Below are 18,002 nucleotides of genomic sequence, written 5' to 3' on the forward strand. Positions count from 1 at the left end.
GTTACCTTCCTAAATAAATGGTCAAAATAGACATATCGGCGGGTGATACCCCGCTTATTCTGGACGCTTGACCCAAGGTCTCGGGCCGGATCCGTCCTAATTTTTGTCGGCCTTCGGCGGAAAGGGCCTTTATGGCTGCGTAGTCCAAGCTTGAGGGGATATTCAGGTTTTCCAGGTGGCTCATTTTATCGACCATTTGTCGTTCCTTTTCGATATAGGATGCATATTTGATTTGGATCTCTGCCTGTTCGCGTGCCGGTTGCGAATAGCTAGAGAGTTCATCTTGAATAGTAGAAGGACTATTTTCGATCAGTTCCTTTAGGCCGATGTGTGGGCGTTTAAGAAGCTTATCGGCCGTAGTTTTTTCCTTGATAGTGGCCGTTCCCAGTTTTTCCAATTGGCTATTGATGTCGTCAGGGCTGTAGCGAATTTGCTGTAGTTTGCTTACGAGTGCTTCGGTTTCTTGTTCTTTTTCCTTCATTTGCTGGTAGTGTTCTTCTTCGGCTAGTCCTTGTGCGTATCCCAATGCCGTAAGGCGTAGATCAGCGTTGTCCTGGCGTAGAAGGAGTCGGAATTCGGCCCGTGAAGTGAACATGCGGTAGGGTTCTTCGGTACCTTTATTGATCAGGTCATCGATAAGTACGCCGATGTAAGCTTCGGATCGTTTGATGATAAACGGATCTTTTTCGGTTACTTTATTGTGCGCGTTCATGCCAGCGATGAGTCCCTGGCATGCTGCCTCTTCGTATCCAGTGGTACCGTTTATTTGTCCGGCAAAAAAGAGGTTTTCAACCAGTTGGGTCTCTAGGGTTAGTTTCAGTTGTGTTGGCGGGAAGTAATCGTATTCGATGGCATACCCTGGCCGGAACATTTTTGCGTTTTCGAATCCCTGAATTTTCCGCAGGGCTTTGTACTGTACGTCTTCGGGTAGGGACGTAGAAAAGCCGTTTACGTAGATTTCCACCGTGTTCCATCCCTCCGGTTCTACAAAGATCTGGTGGCGTTCCCGCTCGGCAAAACGATTGATTTTATCTTCAATGGATGGACAATACCGGGGGCCGATGCCTTGAATCCGCCCATTGAACATGGGTGATCGGTCGAAACCGGTTTCCAGCTGTTCGTGTACAGCTTTGTTGGTATAGGTGATCCAGCAGTTTCGCTGTTGGGTAACCGGGGAGGTTTCGGAGGAGTAGGAGAATTTTTCCGGGCGAGCATCCCCTTCCTGTACTTCCATGCGTTTGTAATTTAGGCTGCGGCCGTCGACACGTGGCGGTGTTCCGGTTTTCATGCGCCCCGATTCAAAACCAAGGGACACGAGTGTTTCGGTGATACCTTTAGCGGCCCGTTCACCGGTTCGCCCCCCTCCCATTTGCTTTTCACCGATATGAATGATACCGTTTAAAAAGGTACCGTTGGTCAGCACAACCGACTTTCCCCGTATTTCCAATCCCAGGCTGGTTTTAACACCAAGTACCCGATGGTCCTTCACGAGTAAATCCGTGATCATTTCCTGCCAGAAGTCAACACCTTCCGTCGCCTCCAGGCTGAGCCGCCACTCCTCCGCAAAGCGCATGCGGTCATTTTGGGTTCGCGGAGACCACATGGCCGGACCCTTGGATCGATTCAGCATGCGGAATTGAATCGTGGATTTATCTGAAATGATACCCGACTTGCCACCAAGTGCGTCGATCTCCCGTACGATTTGCCCTTTAGCCACCCCTCCCATAGCGGGGTTACAGGACATTTGAGCGATGGTGTTCATGTTCATGGTACAGAGCAAAACGCGGGAACCCATCTTGGCTGCCGCATGGGCAGCTTCACATCCCGCGTGTCCCGCTCCTACTACTATTACATCGTATATTGGAAACATAGATTTCTTGTTGGTGTTCCACGTGGAACAGTCTAGATCTGGTTTTGGTTCTTTGGTGTTCCACGTGGAACAGTTAGATTTGAGTACCGTGCCAAAGCTTTGTCTTCCTCGGTCCGCATGCGTTGTTTGTCGGCAGCGGTTTTGTCTTTGTATCCGCACAGGTGCAATAGACCGTGGACGATCACGCGAAGAAGCTCGGTACCGTAAGGCTCAGCCTGTTTGTTTGCGTTGTCGCTTACACGGTCCACACTAATAAATACATCGCCTTCAAGTGTCCCTTCTTGTTCGGATTGGTCAAAGGTAATAATATCGGTATACGTATCGTGCTTTAGGTAGGCTCGATTGATATCGTACAAATAGTCGTCGGAACAAAACACATAATTTAACGAGTGTATCCGAAATCCTTTCTCTGCAGCGATTTCCTTTACCCACTGTTTTATTTGCCTTCGCTGCTTGAGCTTTGCGTTTATCCCTTCTTCGAAGAAGTTGATAGCCATCTTAATTCATGTAGAAAGTGAGAATGATCCGGCTTCCCTCCTTCTCAAATTGAATTTCGTCACAGAGATGCTTCATGATAAATACTCCCCTTCCCCCGGATTTTTCCAGGTTCTCCGGAGCGGTCGGATCGTTTAGGTGATGGTAGTCGTACCCATCTCCCTCATCCTCGATAATGAATTTTAATTGATCCTCCAGAAATTTTAATTCCAAACGAACGTTCTTCTTTTTGTTTTCTTTGTTGCCGTGAATGATGGCATTGCTCACACACTCCGTTACGGAAATCATGATATTGCCATAAATATCATCGTTGATATGAAATTTTTCTTTGGCATTATCAATGAAACTCTCAATGATTGTAATATTTTCAATCAAAGATGGGATTGATATTTTTATTGATTTCATTGATGGTTTAGGCTTTAATCATGATTTATTTAGTAATATCTCCTAACGTTAGCTGTATGGGGCAATGATCGGAATGGTCGGCTGCTGTTAAAATGTCCACTCCTGTCACACGCTCGCTTATCGATGGAGTAGTCATGTGGTAATCAATGCGCCATCCTTTGTTATTCGCCCGGGAATTGGCCCGGTAGCTCCACCAGGTGTACTGATCGGCCGATTGGTTAAGAAGTCGGAAACTGTCCGTAAAACCGGAATTGGTAAACTTATCCATCCATGCGCGTTCCTCAGGTAAAAACCCAGAGGTATTTTTATTCGCAATGGGATTGTGTATGTCAATCGGCTTGTGGCAAATATTATAATCCCCACTAAGAATCAAATTTGGATGCTCGCCGATCAAATCCTGGCTGTATCCGTAAATATCATGGAGGAAGCGGTACTTGAAATCTTGCCGTACGTCTCCGGTGGTGCCCGAAGGAAAATAGGCACTGATAAATGAGAAATCAGAATAATCCGCCCGAATCATCCTCCCCTCGTCATCGTAGTCAGCGATGCCCATTCCATAGGTAATCTGTGAAGGTTTCTGTTTCGTTAAAATAGCTACGCCACTGTACCCTTTCTTCACCGCCGGGTACCAGTATACGTGATAACCCAGGTCTTCAAACACCGATACATCAATTTGGTTCTCGAGCGATTTGATTTCCTGCAAACCAAGGATATCTGGATCGCTCGCCTTAAGCCAGTCAAGAAAGCCTTTTTTCATGGCCGCCCGAATTCCATTGACATTGTAGGATACGATCTTCATTTGATGTCTATTTCAAATTCCTCTTCAAAATATTCCAACACATGGATTTTGAGCATTTTTTCCTGTTGTGCTGCATCCAAATGTGGCAAGGTTTTTTCTAATTTCCAATGCGGCCACCCGTCCTGATCAATAAAATCCAGGGAGTAAAACCCCGATTGACTAAGCACCCGGCATACAGCGATATGCATCAAATCCTGTTTTTCTTCTTTGGAAAAATTTTTGGGTCCGCTTCCCAACTCCTGTACGCCGATGATAAACAATACGGCATTTAAGTCGCTGGGTTTTTTTCCAAGCAATTGCTGTAAACCCTCCAGCAGTTTACCCCACCGCTTTTCAAGGTCCAAATCTTTTTTTATCAATGCCATACGTGTAAATTTCTTCCGTTGGTTTATCGCCGAAATGCCTCTTTTATCTGTTGGGTATTTTTGCTACCTTCATTTGTACGAATGCAATACAAAGATAACAGGTTAAACGGCTCAATACGTATAAACAACCCATTTTAGGTATGCGTTTCAATTATTGGCAGGATTTTATGTCTTTGGTTTTTCCCGAAACCTGTTGTATCTGCAAACGCAGCCTCTTCCCCTTTGAAAATCAGCTTTGCAGGTTCTGTATTGCTCGTCTTCCCCGCACGGATTATCACCTGCTTCCCGAAGATAATGACCTTAAAAACAAGGTATTGGGTCTTGCTCCGGTAACCAAAGTCATTTCGTACCTTCGGTTTTCCAAAAACGGAATGAGTCAGAAAATTCTGCATCACATTAAATACAAAAACAAGCCTTTTCTGGCCCGGCGCTTGGGATACATGTATGGGGATTTACTGAAGGAGCATGGGTACGACAACTGCTGGGACGCACTGGTACCGGTGCCATTGCATGCGAAAAAGCGGAAAGCAAGGGGTTACAACCAAAGCGAGGAATTGGCCCTGGGAATGGCGGAATCCCTGGCCCTGTCTTGCAGGAGTCTCTTGATTCGCGAAATACCCACCCAGAGCCAAACGAACAAGAATCGAATGGAACGATGGGAGAATGTAAGTGACGTATTTACCGTCTCCTTTCCTAAAGAGGTTTTGGATCAGCGTTTGTTGATAGTGGACGACGTTATGACCACGGGCGCTACGCTTGCCGCCTGCGCACTCGCTATACAGCAATATGAGCCTGAAAGCATTGATTTTGCCGTATTGGCTGCCGGAAAATGATTGCTAGCCAAACAACTCGTTTAAAATTCCTGCCAATCGGATCCCTGCTGCCAATAAACGTTCTTCGATTACTGGATAGCATCGGTACCCGTACTCGTAAAAAATTCGTTTATCTTCCGGTAAATCGTAAATCAGTGGGCGTAAATCCACGGCCTCCTGAAGCCATTTTTCCAGGGGATCGCTTTGGTAGGACCGTATGAGCTCGCTGTTCGCTCTCCGATTCAGGTGTTCGGCAAGTTCCGTGTAGCTCAGATTCTTGCCATCGATGATTCGGGTATCCCAGACGGCATGTAGGTTGGTAGGCTGATTGAAATAGCTCAGTTTTACCTCGTTTCCTCCCCGGTCTTCTCCCGTACCCACATGAAGCGGTTGGTGAAGGTCTCCCACCAGATGAACGAGCATTTTGACGTATTCAACGTTGGATGTTGGATCCAATTTCCCTTCGCGAAGGGCGGAGATGATCTTTTTGGTTTGGCTAAAGGCATCGCCTCCCGCCTCCTGCAGGGAGGGATCGTAACCGTCTGCTCCTGTCTTGACGGTCAGGTAATGCCAGGGATCCATAAAGCGGTAATCTGGATCAGACTTGATCTCGTCCATCCAATTGGCTACCATGGCCAAGGATTCGGGGCCGAGGAGTTGCTGTAGCGTACGTTCGGCTTTTTTATTCAGGTGCCAGGTAGCGATTTGCCCCACGACGCGGTGTCCGGTCTGGCCCCATCCAAAACTACTAACGACCAGGCTGGTACCCAACAGGACGGTAAGTGTGATTTTTTTCATGACTGTGCGTGTACTAGCGAAGATTATCAGGGAAGGTGATTCAACTCCTCAAGTGCCAACCAGGCCATTAAACCGGTGCTGAGACCCAGGGCATCTTCGTCTATATCAAAGGTAGGCGTGTGTACTCCGGAAACAATGCCCCTGGCCTCGTTTCGAATACCCAGCCGGTAAAAACACCCGTCCATCTCCTGCGTATAGTAGGAAAAATCCTCAGCAGCCATCCAAATATCCAGATCTACCACGTTTTCCTCACCAAGGTAGGCTTTCGCTGCCTGTATGGAGCGTTCGGTAAGTTCGGGTTCGTTTTTCAGGAAAGGGTAGCCCCTACGCACCTCAAAATCTACCGATCCACCCATCCCTTCCGCAATGCCGGTAGCAATCCGAATCATTTGCTCGTGCGCCTTTTTCCGCCAATCTTCGTTCAACGTCCGGAAAGTACCCTCAATTTTCACTTCATTTGGTATCACGTTGGTGGCTCCTTCGGCCATCACCCTTCCAAAAGAAAGAACGGATGGGGTTTTGGGATCGGCTTTCCGGCTGACCACTTGTTGCAAAGCAACCAAAATATGTGCGCTGATTAGCACCGGATCGACCAGTGTTTCCGGCATGGCCCCGTGCCCTCCTTTTCCCTTTACCGTCAGGTACAGTTCATCGGCACTGGCCATGTACATACCCTTTCGAAACCCAACTTTTCCTACGGGTATGAGCGGCATGACGTGCTGTCCCATGATCGCGGCAGGACGGGGATTGGCCAGCGCGTTGTCCGCAATCATCATGGAAGCACCCCCGGGAACCTTTTCTTCTCCCGGTTGGAAGAGCAGTTTGACGGTTCCTTCAAAACTATCTTTCAAGTCGTTTAAAATCCGCGCGGTCCCTAATAACGAGGAAGTGTGTACGTCGTGTCCACAGGCATGCATCACTCCCGTCCGGGTGGATTTGTAGGGTACGTCATTGGCTTCGGTTATGGGTAGTGCATCCATGTCTGCCCGTAAGGCGACAACTTTTTTAGCGGGATTTTTACCTTCAATCAAGGCCACCAATCCGGTTTTTGCTTTCGGTTCGATAGTGTCGACCCCAATGGATCGGAGCGTGTCTGCTACGAAAGCAACGGTATTTTCCTCCTGAAAGGATAGCTCCGGATGGGCGTGTAAATGCCTTCTGATGCGAATGGTGTCTGCTTTGTATGCCGCTGCGAGTTTCTGGATTTTATCTTTCAGCATTTTCAATTTTTTCTTCTTCTTTTTTCTGGAGCTCCCGGTCCTTCAGGTACCGATCGGAAATGATTCGGGAACCGGGAAAAACGCCTTTCATTTTTTCATAGGTGGCCAACGCCTCTATTTTATTGATGTATCGCCCTACTTTTACCAGGTACCGGGGTTGTTCGTATTCCATATACGTCTGGATATCCGGAATTTCGGTATAGGCCTCGTTACGTATTTCAAATGCAGCCTCCCTGTCTACCCCACTGTAAATCAGTATGGTGTATCCGGTCAGAAACATCTCCTTATCGTTTTCAGCAATGATTTCGTTGATCTTTCTGCCTAGTTCCTGATCTATGGGCGAGGCCTCTTCACTGAATGCCAGTTCCGAATCTTCCGGATCTGGCAGCGGATCAAATTGGATTCGGGAGCTTTCGAGATCTTCGGAATAGTTCGCATACATTTCGGCACTTCCCCCGCTAGTGCGGATATTGATAATCCCACAGCTACTGAGAAGAACGGCACACACGAGAATTGAAAGACTGGTTTTTCCTGCCATGGGTCGTCTGCTTATTAATTTTCGATGATGATGCACTTTGCATCCGAAAGATCTTGTTCGATGCTTTTATATTTCACGTCCTTTTTCACCTTTCCATCCACGTATTTGACGGTCACTTTGTCGTTTCGTCCGTAGGTTTTATCCGATTTCCGGGGTTTTACCGGTTCCCGGGATTGGGTTGCCCGGCTACTTGCAATAGCGGCTCGCTGACCGGAGGGATTTCCAAGGCTGCTTGCTACTTCTTCCTTGGAAGCGGTCACCCTTGGTTCCGCCTTCTGTTGGCTTTGCGCGGCAGCCACCTGTTCCGGGTTTTGCTTTGGTAGATCGGACTTGGAAATAAACGAGACGATATCATCGTTCAGTTTGCCCAGAAAGCGTTTAAACATTTCAAAAGCCTCAAACTTGTAAATCAGCAAGGGGTCTTTTTGTTCGTACACGGCATTCTGAACAGACTGCTTCAGATCGTCCATATCCCGTAGGTGTTCTTTCCAATTTTGGTCGATTATAGCCAGGGTTACCGTTTTTTCGATGGCCCGGATCAGTTCCCGCCCCTCGTTTTTCAGGGTAGATTCCAGGTTGACCACTACGCCGATTTGTTTGATGCCGTCCGAAATAGGCACCATGATTTCCTTTACCGTAGCTCCCCTGTTTTTATGGACGTCCCGAAGGATAGGCATGGCCCTTTCCAGAATGGATTGGTTTTTCTTCCGGTAATTTTCGTAGGCGGCATTAAACAGCTCCTTGGTCAACGAGGGCAGGTCTTTCTCTTTCAGGTCGCTTTCCGAGAATTGAAAATCGATTCCCAGGGAGCTGAATACGTTCATGCGAAAGTTGTCGAGGTCCTCGGTCGATTTGGCCATTTCTATCAGGTCTTCCGAAACGTCGTACATGATGTTTAGGATGTCCAATTCGAGGCGGTCACCGATCAGGGCATTTTTCCTTCGTCTGTACACCACTTCCCGCTGGCTGTTCATCACGTCATCGTATTCCAACAAGCGCTTTCGTACACCAAAGTTGTTTTCCTCAACCTTCCGCTGGGCCCTTTCGATGGACTTGGTAATCATGGAATGCTGGATGACCTCACCTTCTTCCAGCCCCATCCGGTCCATCAGCTTGGCGATTCGCTCCGAACCAAAAAGGCGCATGAGGTTGTCTTCCAGGGAGACGAAAAACTGCGAGGAGCCCGGGTCTCCCTGCCTTCCGGATCGACCCCGAAGCTGCCGGTCTACCCGCCTCGATTCGTGCCGTTCGGTACCAATGATGGCCAGACCGCCTGCCTGCTTCGATTCGGGGGTCAGCTTGATGTCGGTACCCCTACCCGCCATGTTGGTGGCAATGGTGACGGTCTTCGGTTTTCCCGCCTCTGCTACCACGTCGGCTTCGCGGGCGTGTTGCTTCGCATTTAGTACCTGGTGTTTGATTTTTCGGATGGTCAACATCCGGCTCAGTAGTTCGGAAATTTCCACCGAAGTGGTACCTACGAGTACCGGGCGGTTTGCTTCGGTCAACTCGTTAATCTCATCGGCCACAGCGTTGAATTTCTCGCGGACGGTCTTGTACACCTTGTCCTCCCGATCTTTCCGCTGAATGGGTTTGTTGGTCGGAACCACAATGACATCCAGTTTGTAAATCTCCCAGAACTCACCTGCCTCTGTTTCCGCAGTCCCTGTCATCCCGGAAAGTTTGTGGTACATGCGGAAATAGTTTTGCAGCGTGACAGTGGCATAGGTTTGGGTGGCATCTTCTACCTTCACGTTTTCCTTTGCCTCGATGGCCTGGTGCAGGCCATCGGAATACCTTCGGCCTTCCATCACCCGGCCGGTTTGCTCGTCGACGATTTTCACCTTTCCATCCACCAAGATGTATTCGGTGTCCTTTTCAAACATGCAATAGGCCTTGAGAAGCTGGTTGACGGTGTGTATCCGCTGTGCCTTAACCCCGTAGTCCTTGATCAGTTCCTCTTTTCGTACCAGTTTTTCCCGGTCATCAATGGACTCGTCCTTTTCCAGATCGGCGATTTCACTACCAATATCGGGTAAAATAAAGAAGCTGGCGTTTTCGTTTTTTCGGGTAATGGTTTCGATGCCATTGTCCGTCAGGTCCACGCTATTGGATTTCTCGTCAATGGTGAACAAGAGGGGCTCGTCCGCTTCCGGCATGTTTCGTTTGTTATCCTGCAGGTAAAAATTTTCTGTTTTCTGCAGAATGACCCGAATTCCCGGTTCGGACAGGTATTTGATCAAGGGCTTGTATTTTGGCAGGCCGCGGAAGGCGCGGAATAGTGCCAGGCCCCCCTCTTTCTCCTTACCTTCCTTGATCAATCTTTTTGCGTCGGTCAGGTAATTCTGCACCAATTTTCGCTGTTCGTCCACCAGCGTAGACACCCGGGGCTTCATCTCGTAAAACTCATGTTGATCTCCCCGGGGTATGGGGCCGGAGATGATCAGCGGCGTTCGTGCATCATCGATCAAGACGGAATCGACCTCATCAATCATGGCGAAGTGGTGTTTTCCCTGTACCAGGTCTCTGGCATCCCGGGCCATGTTGTCTCTCAGGTAATCAAAGCCAAATTCATTGTTGGTTCCGTAGACAATATCGGATGCGTAGGCCTTTCTGCGGCCTTCGGAATTGGGCGGGTATTTGTCAATGCAGTCTACCGTTAAGCCATGAAATTCAAACAAGGGAGCATTCCATTCGGAATCTCGTTTTGCCAGGTAGTCGTTGACGGTGACGATGTGTACCCCTCTCCCGGAGAGGGCATTGAGGTAGGCAGGTAGGGTGGATACCAGCGTTTTACCTTCACCGGTCGCCATTTCTGCGATGTTTCCCCGGTGAAGCGCTACGCCGCCTAGTAGCTGTACGTCGTAGTGGAGCATATCCCAGGTAACTTCCACGCCAGCGGCCATCCAGTGGTTGTGCCAGATGGCCTGCTCACCGGCAATTTCCACATAGGATTTGGTGGCCGCCATTTCCTGGTCGGTATCCGTGGCGTTGACGGTAAGTTTTTTATTTTCTTTCAGGCGCCTTGCTGTTTCTTTTACCACCGCAAAGGCCCTGGGCAACACCTTTTCCAGGCTCACCTCCAGTGCCTCGTCCCGTTCTTTTTCTACCCGGTCGATTTCATTAAACAACGCGTCCTTGGCCTGAACCTGATCGGGATTCAAGGCCTCAATATCCACTTTCAACTGGGCAATACGCTCGTCGAAGGTTTTCAAATCTTCTTCGACTATACCCCGGATAAGCTGGGTTTCTTTCCGTAGTTCGTCGTCGGAAAGACTTCCTAATTTCTCGTAAGCGGCGTTAACAAGGCCTACCACCGGACTGAGTGTCTTGATGTCCCGGTCAGATTTGGTGCCAAAAACTTTTGCTAACCCTTTTGCTATTGCTTCTATCATGTGTATTACTGCTTTATCGCGCTCGTTCTTATAACTACTGTACTCCTGTACTTGGGATTAAGTTGCCTCCGGCAGGGAAATCTTGCCGGAAAACACCTGCTTGGCCGGACCTGACAAAACAATTTGTTCGAATCCACCCGCGGGGTTTTTTACAAACCCTACTTCCAGGTTTCCACCCAAGGTGGTAATTTTTATGGATTGTTGGTTGCGTTGTGCGCCGTAGACAAGGGCACAGGCAGTGACCCCCGTACCGCAAGACAAGGTTTCATCTTCTACCCCCCGCTCGAATGTTCGCACTTGTATCTCGGTATCGGACAGGGGTTTCATGAAATTCACATTGGTGCCTCGGGGATAGGTAGCCAGGTCGTTTCGAATCGCTCTTCCTTCCCCCAGGACATCGTATTGATCCAGGTCGTCTACCTGCCGCACGTGGTGTGGAGACCCAGTGTCCACGAAAAAGTCCTGTCCCGCTGGTTGAATCGCTTCGACATTTCCCATTTCCAGTGCCACCCAATCACCCGAAATCTTTGCACGATGAGGCCCATCAATTGCCAGAAAATGGGTATCCTCCGAAATTATTCCCAGAAATTTAGCGAAGGCCACCGCACAACGCGCCCCATTTCCACACATACTCTGTGTGCCGTCAGCATTGTAGTAGAACATTTCAAAATCGTAGCCGGATTTGTTCTGCAACAGAATCAAACCATCCGCGCCAATTCCGAATCTTCGGTGGCAAAGTGCGTGGATACGGGAAACGGGATCCGCACCCAGGGAAAATGCACGCCCATCCACCATAATGAAATCATTGCCGGTACCCTGGTATTTGTAAAAGGTTATATCCATTTGAATTTAAAGCGCTTACGTTTCCATTCGCCCGGAAGTAATCCCTAAAATAACTTCTCAAATCGGATCATTGACACCGCAAAAACCCAACCAATACGCGAATGGAATACAAAAATAATCATCTTGTTCGAAATTATGGGTTTATATCGAATTAACTGTGGCAAATACCGGGGAAACCCGCAGGAACGGCCCCTGGCATGATCAACCTTGCCCGCGGCTGCCCCGGATGGCTGTCGTTGACGGGAATAAAAAAAAGGTCCTATTGACAAGAACGCCGCTGTCGAACGGAGGACAAAAGGCGGGGGTCTTCGTTGGTATTTTGCTGTGGCGATTCCCGAGGAATTTCTTCCCTTTGACCAAATTAACCCGAAAGGACTTGCTTCCTAGTCAGGGTTTTTTTTATTTGGTAGCCTATACCGTATGTCCCCATGAAAGATCCCCAAAGCCTCTCGGCCGTAGCCCGTTTTCACCAGACGTTCAAGCACCCGGTTTTACCTGATCCGGCAATTCCTTCTGCGGAACGCTGCCAACTCCGCCTTTCACTTATCAGCGAGGAGTTGCAGGAATTGGAAACAGCCATAGCCAATCAAAATCTGGTGGAAGTTGCAGACGCGTTGTGCGACATTCAATACGTTCTTTCCGGTGCCATCCTGGAGTTTGGCCTGGCAGAAAAATTTCAGCAGCTCTTTGAGGAGGTGCAGCGCTCGAATATGAGCAAAGCCTGCAAAAACAAGCAAGAAGCCGAAGAAACCGTAAACCACTACAAGCGGCTGGGAACGGATTGCTATTTTGTAGAATCGGACGGTGTGTACCTGGTGTACCGATCGGAAGATAACAAGACCTTAAAGTCCATTCATTATTCACCGGCTGATTTGGCCTCCATTCTAGTTAAATCCTAAACCATGCGCCTGTCCCTTGCATTGATCGTATTGTCCGTATGCTCACATACGTTGGTTTCGGCGCAAAATAGTGCCAGAAATTATGGAATTTCCCTGGGTGTGTTGAGTCCGGGGGAGTGGAACGCCATTACCGATGTTCCGGGGGTGGCCGTGGGACATGCAACCTTGCTCGAAGGAACTCAGGTACGTACCGGAGTCACGGCCATTTTGCCCCATCAGGAAAATTTATTTCAGATGAAAGTTCCTGCTGCGGTGTACGTGGGCAATGGGTTTGGCAAATTAGCCGGTAGCACCCAAATCCAGGAATTGGGAAACCTGGAATCGCCCATCGTCCTGACGAATACGCTGAGCGTTGCCGCAGGGATGGAGGGCATTCTGGATTACATGTTGTTTCTGGAGGGAAACGAAGAAGTCGGCTCGCTCAATGCCGTGGTAGGCGAAACCAACGACGGCTACCTGAACGATATCAGAGGGAGGCATGTCCGGCCGGAGCACGTGGTAGAAGCTATCAAGAAAGCAAAAAATGGCCCGGTACGGGAAGGAAATGTGGGTGCCGGCACCGGCACCATTTGCTTTGGCTTTAAGGGAGGAATTGGCACCTCGTCACGAAAATTGCCTGCCAATTTGGGAGGCTACACCGTAGGGGTATTGGTGCAAAGCAATTTTGGTGGCGTTTTGCAGATCGCTGGGCAGCCAGTCGGAAAGATTCTCGGCCAATACAGTTTCAGAAACCAATTGGAGTCTGCCGATGGGTCCTGCATGATCGTCGTCGCAACCGATGCCCCCGTGGACTCGCGTAACCTGGAACGCATTGCCAAAAGAGCGATGATGGGACTGGCACGGACGGGAGGAATCGCCTCTAACGGAAGCGGTGATTACGTGATTGCCTTCAGCACCGCCAGGCAGCTGCTCGCTTCCCCAGCCACGGTAACTCCCTTGGACAATGGTGCCGTTACCCCCTTATTTTTAGCCGCTATCGAGGCCACCGAAGAAGCAATTATCAATTCCCTGTTTGCTGCAGAAGACATGAAGGGAAAAAATGGCAGGCAGGTTAAGGCCTTGCCCAAGGAAAGAGTCCGTCAGTTGTTTCTCGAATAAGCCGCAAGCCGGGTACGTTTCTGTTTTGGAGAAGTTTTATTTTATTAGGTAAATCGGCTTCCAATCAATATTTCTTTGTATACTTGAATACGAGAACGTAATTTCCTTTTCGGGTGCTTCGTACGCAAAGAAATCATATCAACGGTTGGCGAAAAGTGGTCCTCCTGGTGCTTGCTTGCCTGACACTTCAGGTACTGCCGGGTCCTGCGCAGGTGCTGCAGCCTTTTTTGCCCCGGGTTGCGCCCAACGGGCCAAGCACCTCCATTTACAATATCAACGGGGATTTTACCATCATCGGAAACACCAACCTCACGCTCGAGGACTACAGCCTGAATTTCCAGAACAACTATCCGATGGTGTACATCGACGAAGACAACGACCCGCAAACGTTTAATTCCTCGGCATCAACCCTGGTCTTTTCCAATGAAAACGGAGCGGATCCCAGCTGCTCCCGGGTATTATTTGCCGGCCTTTACTGGACAGGGCGTTCCTCAGAGGAGATGGAGTTTCAGGTAACCAAATCCGGGATTACCCAAACCCTCGACAAACGAGAAGTGAAAATCAAAGCGCCGGGACAGGCGGACTACACCCGGATCCGCGCCCAAAACGACCAAATATGGTTTCCGGAATCTTACCAGGAGCAAGATGGATTGTATGTAGGCTATGCGGACGTCACCGATCTGGTACAGGCAGCCGGCGCCGGTGAGTATTGGCTTGCCGATGTGGCGCTGCTCGAGGGAACGGGTGGTTCCATTGGGTTTTATGGCGGCTGGGGTATGGTGGTCGTTTACGAAAATGCTGCGATGCAGGCCCGGGATGTGGTGGTTTTTGATGGGTTTGCCTACGTGGAATCCTACCTGAACCAAAATAACATCCTTGACTTGCAGGGTTTTTCCGCGGTTGCCTCAGGTCCGGTATCCGTCAAACTGGGCGTTATGGCTGCCGAGGGTGAACGGGGAGGAACCGGGGATTTTTTTAAATTGAGCGGGGCGTCAACTCCGGGGAGTTTATACGCCTGGAACACGAACTGAACGATACCTTTAACTTTTTCAATTCCAGTATTTACACGGGGGGGAATCCGCGAAACCCGGAATTAATTAATAACACAGGCATGGACCTGGCCGTCTTCGAACTTCCAAATGAGGGAAATGGCATCATTGGCAACGGCCAAACCCGCACCCGTTTTAATTATGCCTCCGTTATCGATACCTACGCGATTTTTAACATCACCTTCTCCATTTCGGCACGAAGGACCCAATTGGAGGCAATTCAGCAGTTTTCCGGTAACAATCCCCAATTGGAAGAGGTGTACCAGGTAGAAAGCAGTGAACCCCTGGATTTTCGTGTGGAAATCAGAAATAAAGGGCAGGAATCCGTCACAGAAGGAAAACTGGAAATCCCAATTCCCCAAAATGTGGTTTTTGACGAAGTAGGGGCTACCTGGCTTGCCCCAAGTGGAAATCCTGCCGAGCCGGTTTACGACGCCTCCCTGGGTCCCGGCGGAACGCTGGTTTGGGAGATGGGTGAGGTCGCCGTTCCGGAAGACCCGGATGCCTTGCTTGGTTACCTGGAATACCGCCTGTTGGCTCCGGACAATTGCTCCGGTCCCGCAGGGTTTCAATGCGCCGCGTCCTTTAACCTGAGCGGAGAGGTAACCGGAAAAAATGCGACTACGGAGGTTCCCTTTGCGAATCCCGTTATCCAGGGGTACGGCAGCGATCAGACCTGTGTTTTCACCCCATTGACCGAACCACTTCGGTTTGAAGCACGAGGGGAATTTGGTTCTTGCGAGGATTCGGAGGATCCCCTGGCCATTCAGCTTTGCAATGTGAGCGGAGACGAAATACCCGTTTCCGAAGTAGTCGGCTATTTCCCGGCAGCTACCCGGTTTTACGACAGCTATCCGGTGGAAGCCGGATCGGTGGAATACAGCGCCGAAAATCCTTTTCCCAAACTGGAGGAAGCGCAGCCGTATGTGGCAGTGCTTGACGGTGAAGGCGATTGTTTTCGTCCTTTCACACTTAGTCACCAAACCATGGAGGCACTTCCTACCGTGACTTCCTCCTACAACGGGGCACAATTGTCCTGCTTTGGTGCGGCCGATGGGGCAGTGGTTGCCTTGGTCGAAGGTGGTGTTCCTCCGTATACGTACCAGTGGGACGATCCTGGAAATTCGACCACGCGCAGTGTGGAAAACCTCCCCGCAGGCACGTATACGGTGATTGTCACCGACAGCCAGGACTGCAGGGCAACCGGCAGCGTCACGCTGGAGAACCCGGCAGCCCTCGAAATAACACTCGATGAGCAATTGTCCAACCTGAATCCCGGTTGTGATCCCGGAGATGCCGCATCGGTAGCCTTTGAAGTTTCCGGTGGCAGTTTGCCTGTGAGCGCCGAATTGCTCCGCCTCAATGATGACGGCACCGAAGAAACCGTCCAGACCCTGGATTTTGGCATGAACCGGAATCGGAGCTTTGACGGGCTGCTTTCGGGGGATTACTTGATCCGGGTATCGGATACAAATGCCTGTCAACAAGAGACCGCGTTTCAGGTCACCGGGGCCGAGCCGCTCGTGTATACCCATGTGATCACCCCCGTTCAGCGCTGCGAAGATCTTGAATCGGCTTCCATAGAAATTTTACCAGAGGGTGATCCGGATGCTTTGAGCTACGAATGGTCTACCGGAGCCACCACTGCCCGCTTATCCGATATCGGTCCGGGAAGCTATTCGGTGATCATTTCCAACGAATCCGGTTGCAGTCAGGAGGAAGTATTTGTAATTGAAGCCCCGGAACCTCCCGTATTTACCATCGCTTCTTCTACCGAAGTGCTCTGTGGCGAACCCGGCTTGAAAACCACCTTTCTGGTAATTTCGGAGCAAAATGAAACAGGTCTAACGATTACATGGAGCGGTGGAGAAATCACAGACAATGGATTTACGATGAGCAGTTCGCAGCCTGGAACCTACACCGTTACCTTGACGGACGAGAAAGGCTGTGCGTCTACCGAAGAAGTAGCCGTGCTTCCCTATGCATTGGATGCGTCATTTACCTATTCCGGGCCGGGGGTATCAACCGATGTGTTTATTGGAGAAACGGTATCCTTTGAACCGCAGTTTAACGGAAATGTGGTCTCCTTTCGCTGGGATTTTGGAGACGGAAACGAGGCGACAGAAATGAGTCCAACCCATGCCTTCCGGCAACAAGGTACCTACCTGGTGCGTCTGGAATTACTGGATGGGAATGGTTGCACCGCGGAATACACCCGCGAAGTCACCATTTTGGCTTTCGAAGTGCGCATGCCCGATGCCTTTACTCCGGACGCTGCGGACGGCAGCAATAGTCATTATTTTCCTGTTTTCACCAAAGTAGACGGGCTGGAATTCTGGGTGTTTAATAAATGGGGTGAAGTGATTTTTTACACCAACGATGCGCAGTCGGCAGGATGGAACGGCGACTATCAGGGCGACGCAGCTCCTGCCGGTAGTTACGTGTACCGGGTTAACTATACCGCTCCCAATGGAGGTACCGAAACGCAATCCGGTTCCTTTCTACTGCTTCGCTAGTAGAAATAAGAATTGTAGATGAACGTCAGCGAGATTGGCAAGTTGGTATCCAATCTCCCTATCAGGTGGGATGTATCGTTCCTAACAGTGGGGAGCAGGTTGAACCCCTACCTATGGTGGCCAATGACGAAACCGTGCTTTCTTTGGATAGCCTGGGAGCGGGCCGTTGAGAATAAGTTCCGGACACATCCGCGGTTGGTTGTCAGGGCCTGGATGCTTCCGAAAACAGCGCGAGGGACATCGTTTTCTATCGAACCCGTAGCCTAGTTGTTTTTTTCGTCGATAAATTGCTTCTGTATGTCGTCTTCCTCTTCGGTGTGTTTTGCTTCGTCAAAAAAGCGCTTTTGGTAGAGAAGAATAATGGCTACTCCAACGAAAATTGAGGCATCGGCTATATTGAAGATGGGCCAGAGGGCCGTGTAGCTTCCTCCCAAAAGCGGGACCCACTCCGGAACAAAGCCCTCCCAGATATCGATGTAAAACATGTCGACTACCTGACCGTGAAACCAGGGACTGGGCGCATCAAAGGGAGCGTTTCCCAACCAAACGCCGTAGAATACGCTATCAATTAGATTGCCGATGGCTCCTCCCAAAATCATGGAGATGCAAAATATGTATCCGGGATGCGCTTTTTTCTGAATCAGGGCATACAGGTAGTAGCCAATGCCAAACATGGCGATCAACCGAAAACTGGTTAAAATCAATTTTCCGTACTCCGAGCCCAGTTGCATGCCAAAGGCCATTCCCGGGTTGGTGGTATAGTGGAGTTTAAACCAATCTCCGAACACCTTTATTTGTCCTGCGGTACCAAAATCCATACCGTTGTGCACCAGCATTTTAACCGCCTGGTCCAAGAGGATCACGACCAGGGTAATGCCAAAATATTTGAAATACTTCATA

At 49.7% G+C, this 18,002-nt stretch carries 16 protein-coding genes; 5 read left to right on the forward strand and 11 right to left on the reverse strand.

Annotation, left to right across the window (positions count from 1 at the left end; all coding sequences use genetic code 11):
• Window position 1: 1 nt before the first annotated feature.
• From mnmG to GCU44_RS08625, 5 genes are read right to left on the reverse strand one after another with little or no spacing between them, the layout of a single operon-like run.
• Window positions 2-1,870, reverse strand: coding sequence for a tRNA uridine-5-carboxymethylaminomethyl(34) synthesis enzyme MnmG (gene mnmG, locus GCU44_RS08605; RefSeq protein ID WP_154855932.1), 1,869 nt, complete (start codon window positions 1,868-1,870; stop codon window positions 2-4).
• Window positions 1,871-1,902: 32 nt separating this feature from the next.
• On the reverse strand, window positions 1,903-2,367 hold the full coding sequence (gene ybeY / locus GCU44_RS08610; RefSeq protein WP_154855934.1) for an rRNA maturation RNase YbeY: 465 nt from the start codon (window positions 2,365-2,367) through the stop codon (window positions 1,903-1,905).
• Window position 2,368: 1 nt separating this feature from the next.
• Window positions 2,369-2,770, reverse strand: coding sequence for an ATP-binding protein (locus GCU44_RS08615; RefSeq protein WP_092170846.1), 402 nt, complete (start codon window positions 2,768-2,770; stop codon window positions 2,369-2,371).
• A 25-nt stretch (window positions 2,771-2,795) separates the two neighbouring features.
• Window positions 2,796-3,569, reverse strand: coding sequence for an exodeoxyribonuclease III (locus GCU44_RS08620; protein WP_154855937.1), 774 nt, complete (start codon window positions 3,567-3,569; stop codon window positions 2,796-2,798).
• Window positions 3,566-3,928 (reverse strand): hypothetical protein, encoded by a 363-nt coding sequence (locus GCU44_RS08625; protein ID WP_092172717.1) that lies wholly within the window; start codon window positions 3,926-3,928, stop codon window positions 3,566-3,568. Before GCU44_RS08625 ends, GCU44_RS08620 begins: the two co-directional genes overlap by 4 nt.
• A 146-nt stretch (window positions 3,929-4,074) precedes the next feature.
• Between GCU44_RS08625 and GCU44_RS08630 the strand changes: the two genes are divergently transcribed.
• On the forward strand, window positions 4,075-4,767 hold the full coding sequence (locus tag GCU44_RS08630; protein ID WP_154855939.1) for a ComF family protein: 693 nt from the start codon (window positions 4,075-4,077) through the stop codon (window positions 4,765-4,767).
• Between the two features lie 3 nt (window positions 4,768-4,770).
• Here GCU44_RS08630 and GCU44_RS08635 read toward each other — a convergent pair whose 3' ends face one another.
• Genes GCU44_RS08635 through dapF form a run of 5 tightly spaced genes read right to left on the reverse strand, consistent with a single transcriptional unit; the run spans window position 4,771 to window position 11,540 of the window.
• Window positions 4,771-5,544, reverse strand: a complete 774-nt coding sequence (locus GCU44_RS08635) for a S1/P1 nuclease (protein WP_174238242.1) — start codon at window positions 5,542-5,544, stop codon at window positions 4,771-4,773.
• 26 nt (window positions 5,545-5,570) lie between these two features.
• Entirely contained in the window at window positions 5,571-6,764 is a 1,194-nt protein-coding gene (locus tag GCU44_RS08640; RefSeq protein WP_154855941.1) for a M20 metallopeptidase family protein, read from the reverse strand.
• A complete protein-coding gene (locus GCU44_RS08645; protein WP_154855943.1) occupies window positions 6,751-7,302 on the reverse strand; it encodes a hypothetical protein in 552 nt (183 codons plus the stop codon). The genes GCU44_RS08640 and GCU44_RS08645 overlap by 14 nt, the downstream gene beginning before the upstream one ends.
• 14 nt (window positions 7,303-7,316) lie before the next feature.
• On the reverse strand, window positions 7,317-10,697 hold the full coding sequence (gene secA / locus GCU44_RS08650) for a preprotein translocase subunit SecA (protein ID WP_154855945.1): 3,381 nt from the start codon (window positions 10,695-10,697) through the stop codon (window positions 7,317-7,319).
• Between the two features lie 57 nt (window positions 10,698-10,754).
• Window positions 10,755-11,540: a diaminopimelate epimerase gene (gene dapF, locus GCU44_RS08655; protein WP_154855947.1), complete on the reverse strand. Its 786-nt coding sequence runs from the start codon at window positions 11,538-11,540 to the stop codon at window positions 10,755-10,757.
• A gap of 428 nt (window positions 11,541-11,968) precedes the next feature.
• Here dapF and GCU44_RS08660 point away from each other — a divergent pair, with 428 nt between their 5' ends.
• From GCU44_RS08660 to GCU44_RS08675, 4 genes are all read left to right on the forward strand, one after another.
• A complete protein-coding gene (locus GCU44_RS08660) occupies window positions 11,969-12,439 on the forward strand; it encodes a pyrophosphohydrolase domain-containing protein (protein ID WP_092170867.1) in 471 nt (156 codons plus the stop codon).
• A gap of 3 nt (window positions 12,440-12,442) precedes the next feature.
• Complete coding sequence (locus GCU44_RS08665; protein WP_154855949.1) at window positions 12,443-13,537, forward strand: P1 family peptidase; 1,095 nt, start codon at window positions 12,443-12,445, stop codon at window positions 13,535-13,537.
• A 113-nt stretch (window positions 13,538-13,650) separates the two neighbouring features.
• Window positions 13,651-14,568 (forward strand): hypothetical protein, encoded by a 918-nt coding sequence (locus GCU44_RS08670; RefSeq protein ID WP_154855951.1) that lies wholly within the window; start codon window positions 13,651-13,653, stop codon window positions 14,566-14,568.
• Between the two features lie 80 nt (window positions 14,569-14,648).
• On the forward strand, window positions 14,649-17,102 hold the full coding sequence (locus tag GCU44_RS08675) for a PKD domain-containing protein (RefSeq protein WP_154855953.1): 2,454 nt from the start codon (window positions 14,649-14,651) through the stop codon (window positions 17,100-17,102).
• 263 nt (window positions 17,103-17,365) lie between these two features.
• Here the strand turns inward: GCU44_RS08675 and GCU44_RS08680 are convergent, their stop codons facing one another.
• A complete protein-coding gene (locus GCU44_RS08680; RefSeq protein ID WP_154855955.1) occupies window positions 17,366-18,001 on the reverse strand; it encodes a lipoprotein signal peptidase in 636 nt (211 codons plus the stop codon).
• Window position 18,002: the final 1 nt, after the last annotated feature.

This window comes from Cyclobacterium xiamenense, assembly GCF_009467825.1.
GTDB classification, from domain to species: domain Bacteria; phylum Bacteroidota; class Bacteroidia; order Cytophagales; family Cyclobacteriaceae; genus Cyclobacterium; species Cyclobacterium xiamenense.

Bases quoted from the DNA above. Each gene is read 5' to 3' on its own strand.
- mnmG (WP_154855932.1), bottom strand. From the start codon at position 1,870: ATGTTTCCAATATACGATGTAATAGTAGTAGGAGCGGGACACGCGGGA.
- GCU44_RS08660 (WP_092170867.1), top strand. From the start codon at position 11,969: ATGAAAGATCCCCAAAGCCTCTCGGCCGTAGCCCGTTTTCACCAGACG.
- GCU44_RS08620 (WP_154855937.1), bottom strand. From the start codon at position 3,569: ATGAAGATCGTATCCTACAATGTCAATGGAATTCGGGCGGCCATGAAA.
- ybeY (WP_154855934.1), bottom strand. From the start codon at position 2,367: ATGGCTATCAACTTCTTCGAAGAAGGGATAAACGCAAAGCTCAAGCAG.
- GCU44_RS08615 (WP_092170846.1), bottom strand. From the start codon at position 2,770: ATGAAATCAATAAAAATATCAATCCCATCTTTGATTGAAAATATTACA.
- GCU44_RS08665 (WP_154855949.1), top strand. From the start codon at position 12,443: ATGCGCCTGTCCCTTGCATTGATCGTATTGTCCGTATGCTCACATACG.
- GCU44_RS08675 (WP_154855953.1), top strand. From the start codon at position 14,649: ATGGACCTGGCCGTCTTCGAACTTCCAAATGAGGGAAATGGCATCATT.
- GCU44_RS08680 (WP_154855955.1), bottom strand. From the start codon at position 18,001: ATGAAGTATTTCAAATATTTTGGCATTACCCTGGTCGTGATCCTCTTG.
- dapF (WP_154855947.1), bottom strand. From the start codon at position 11,540: ATGGATATAACCTTTTACAAATACCAGGGTACCGGCAATGATTTCATT.
- GCU44_RS08645 (WP_154855943.1), bottom strand. From the start codon at position 7,302: ATGGCAGGAAAAACCAGTCTTTCAATTCTCGTGTGTGCCGTTCTTCTC.
- GCU44_RS08635 (WP_174238242.1), bottom strand. From the start codon at position 5,544: ATGAAAAAAATCACACTTACCGTCCTGTTGGGTACCAGCCTGGTCGTT.
- secA (WP_154855945.1), bottom strand. From the start codon at position 10,697: ATGATAGAAGCAATAGCAAAAGGGTTAGCAAAAGTTTTTGGCACCAAA.
- GCU44_RS08630 (WP_154855939.1), top strand. From the start codon at position 4,075: ATGCGTTTCAATTATTGGCAGGATTTTATGTCTTTGGTTTTTCCCGAA.
- GCU44_RS08640 (WP_154855941.1), bottom strand. From the start codon at position 6,764: ATGCTGAAAGATAAAATCCAGAAACTCGCAGCGGCATACAAAGCAGAC.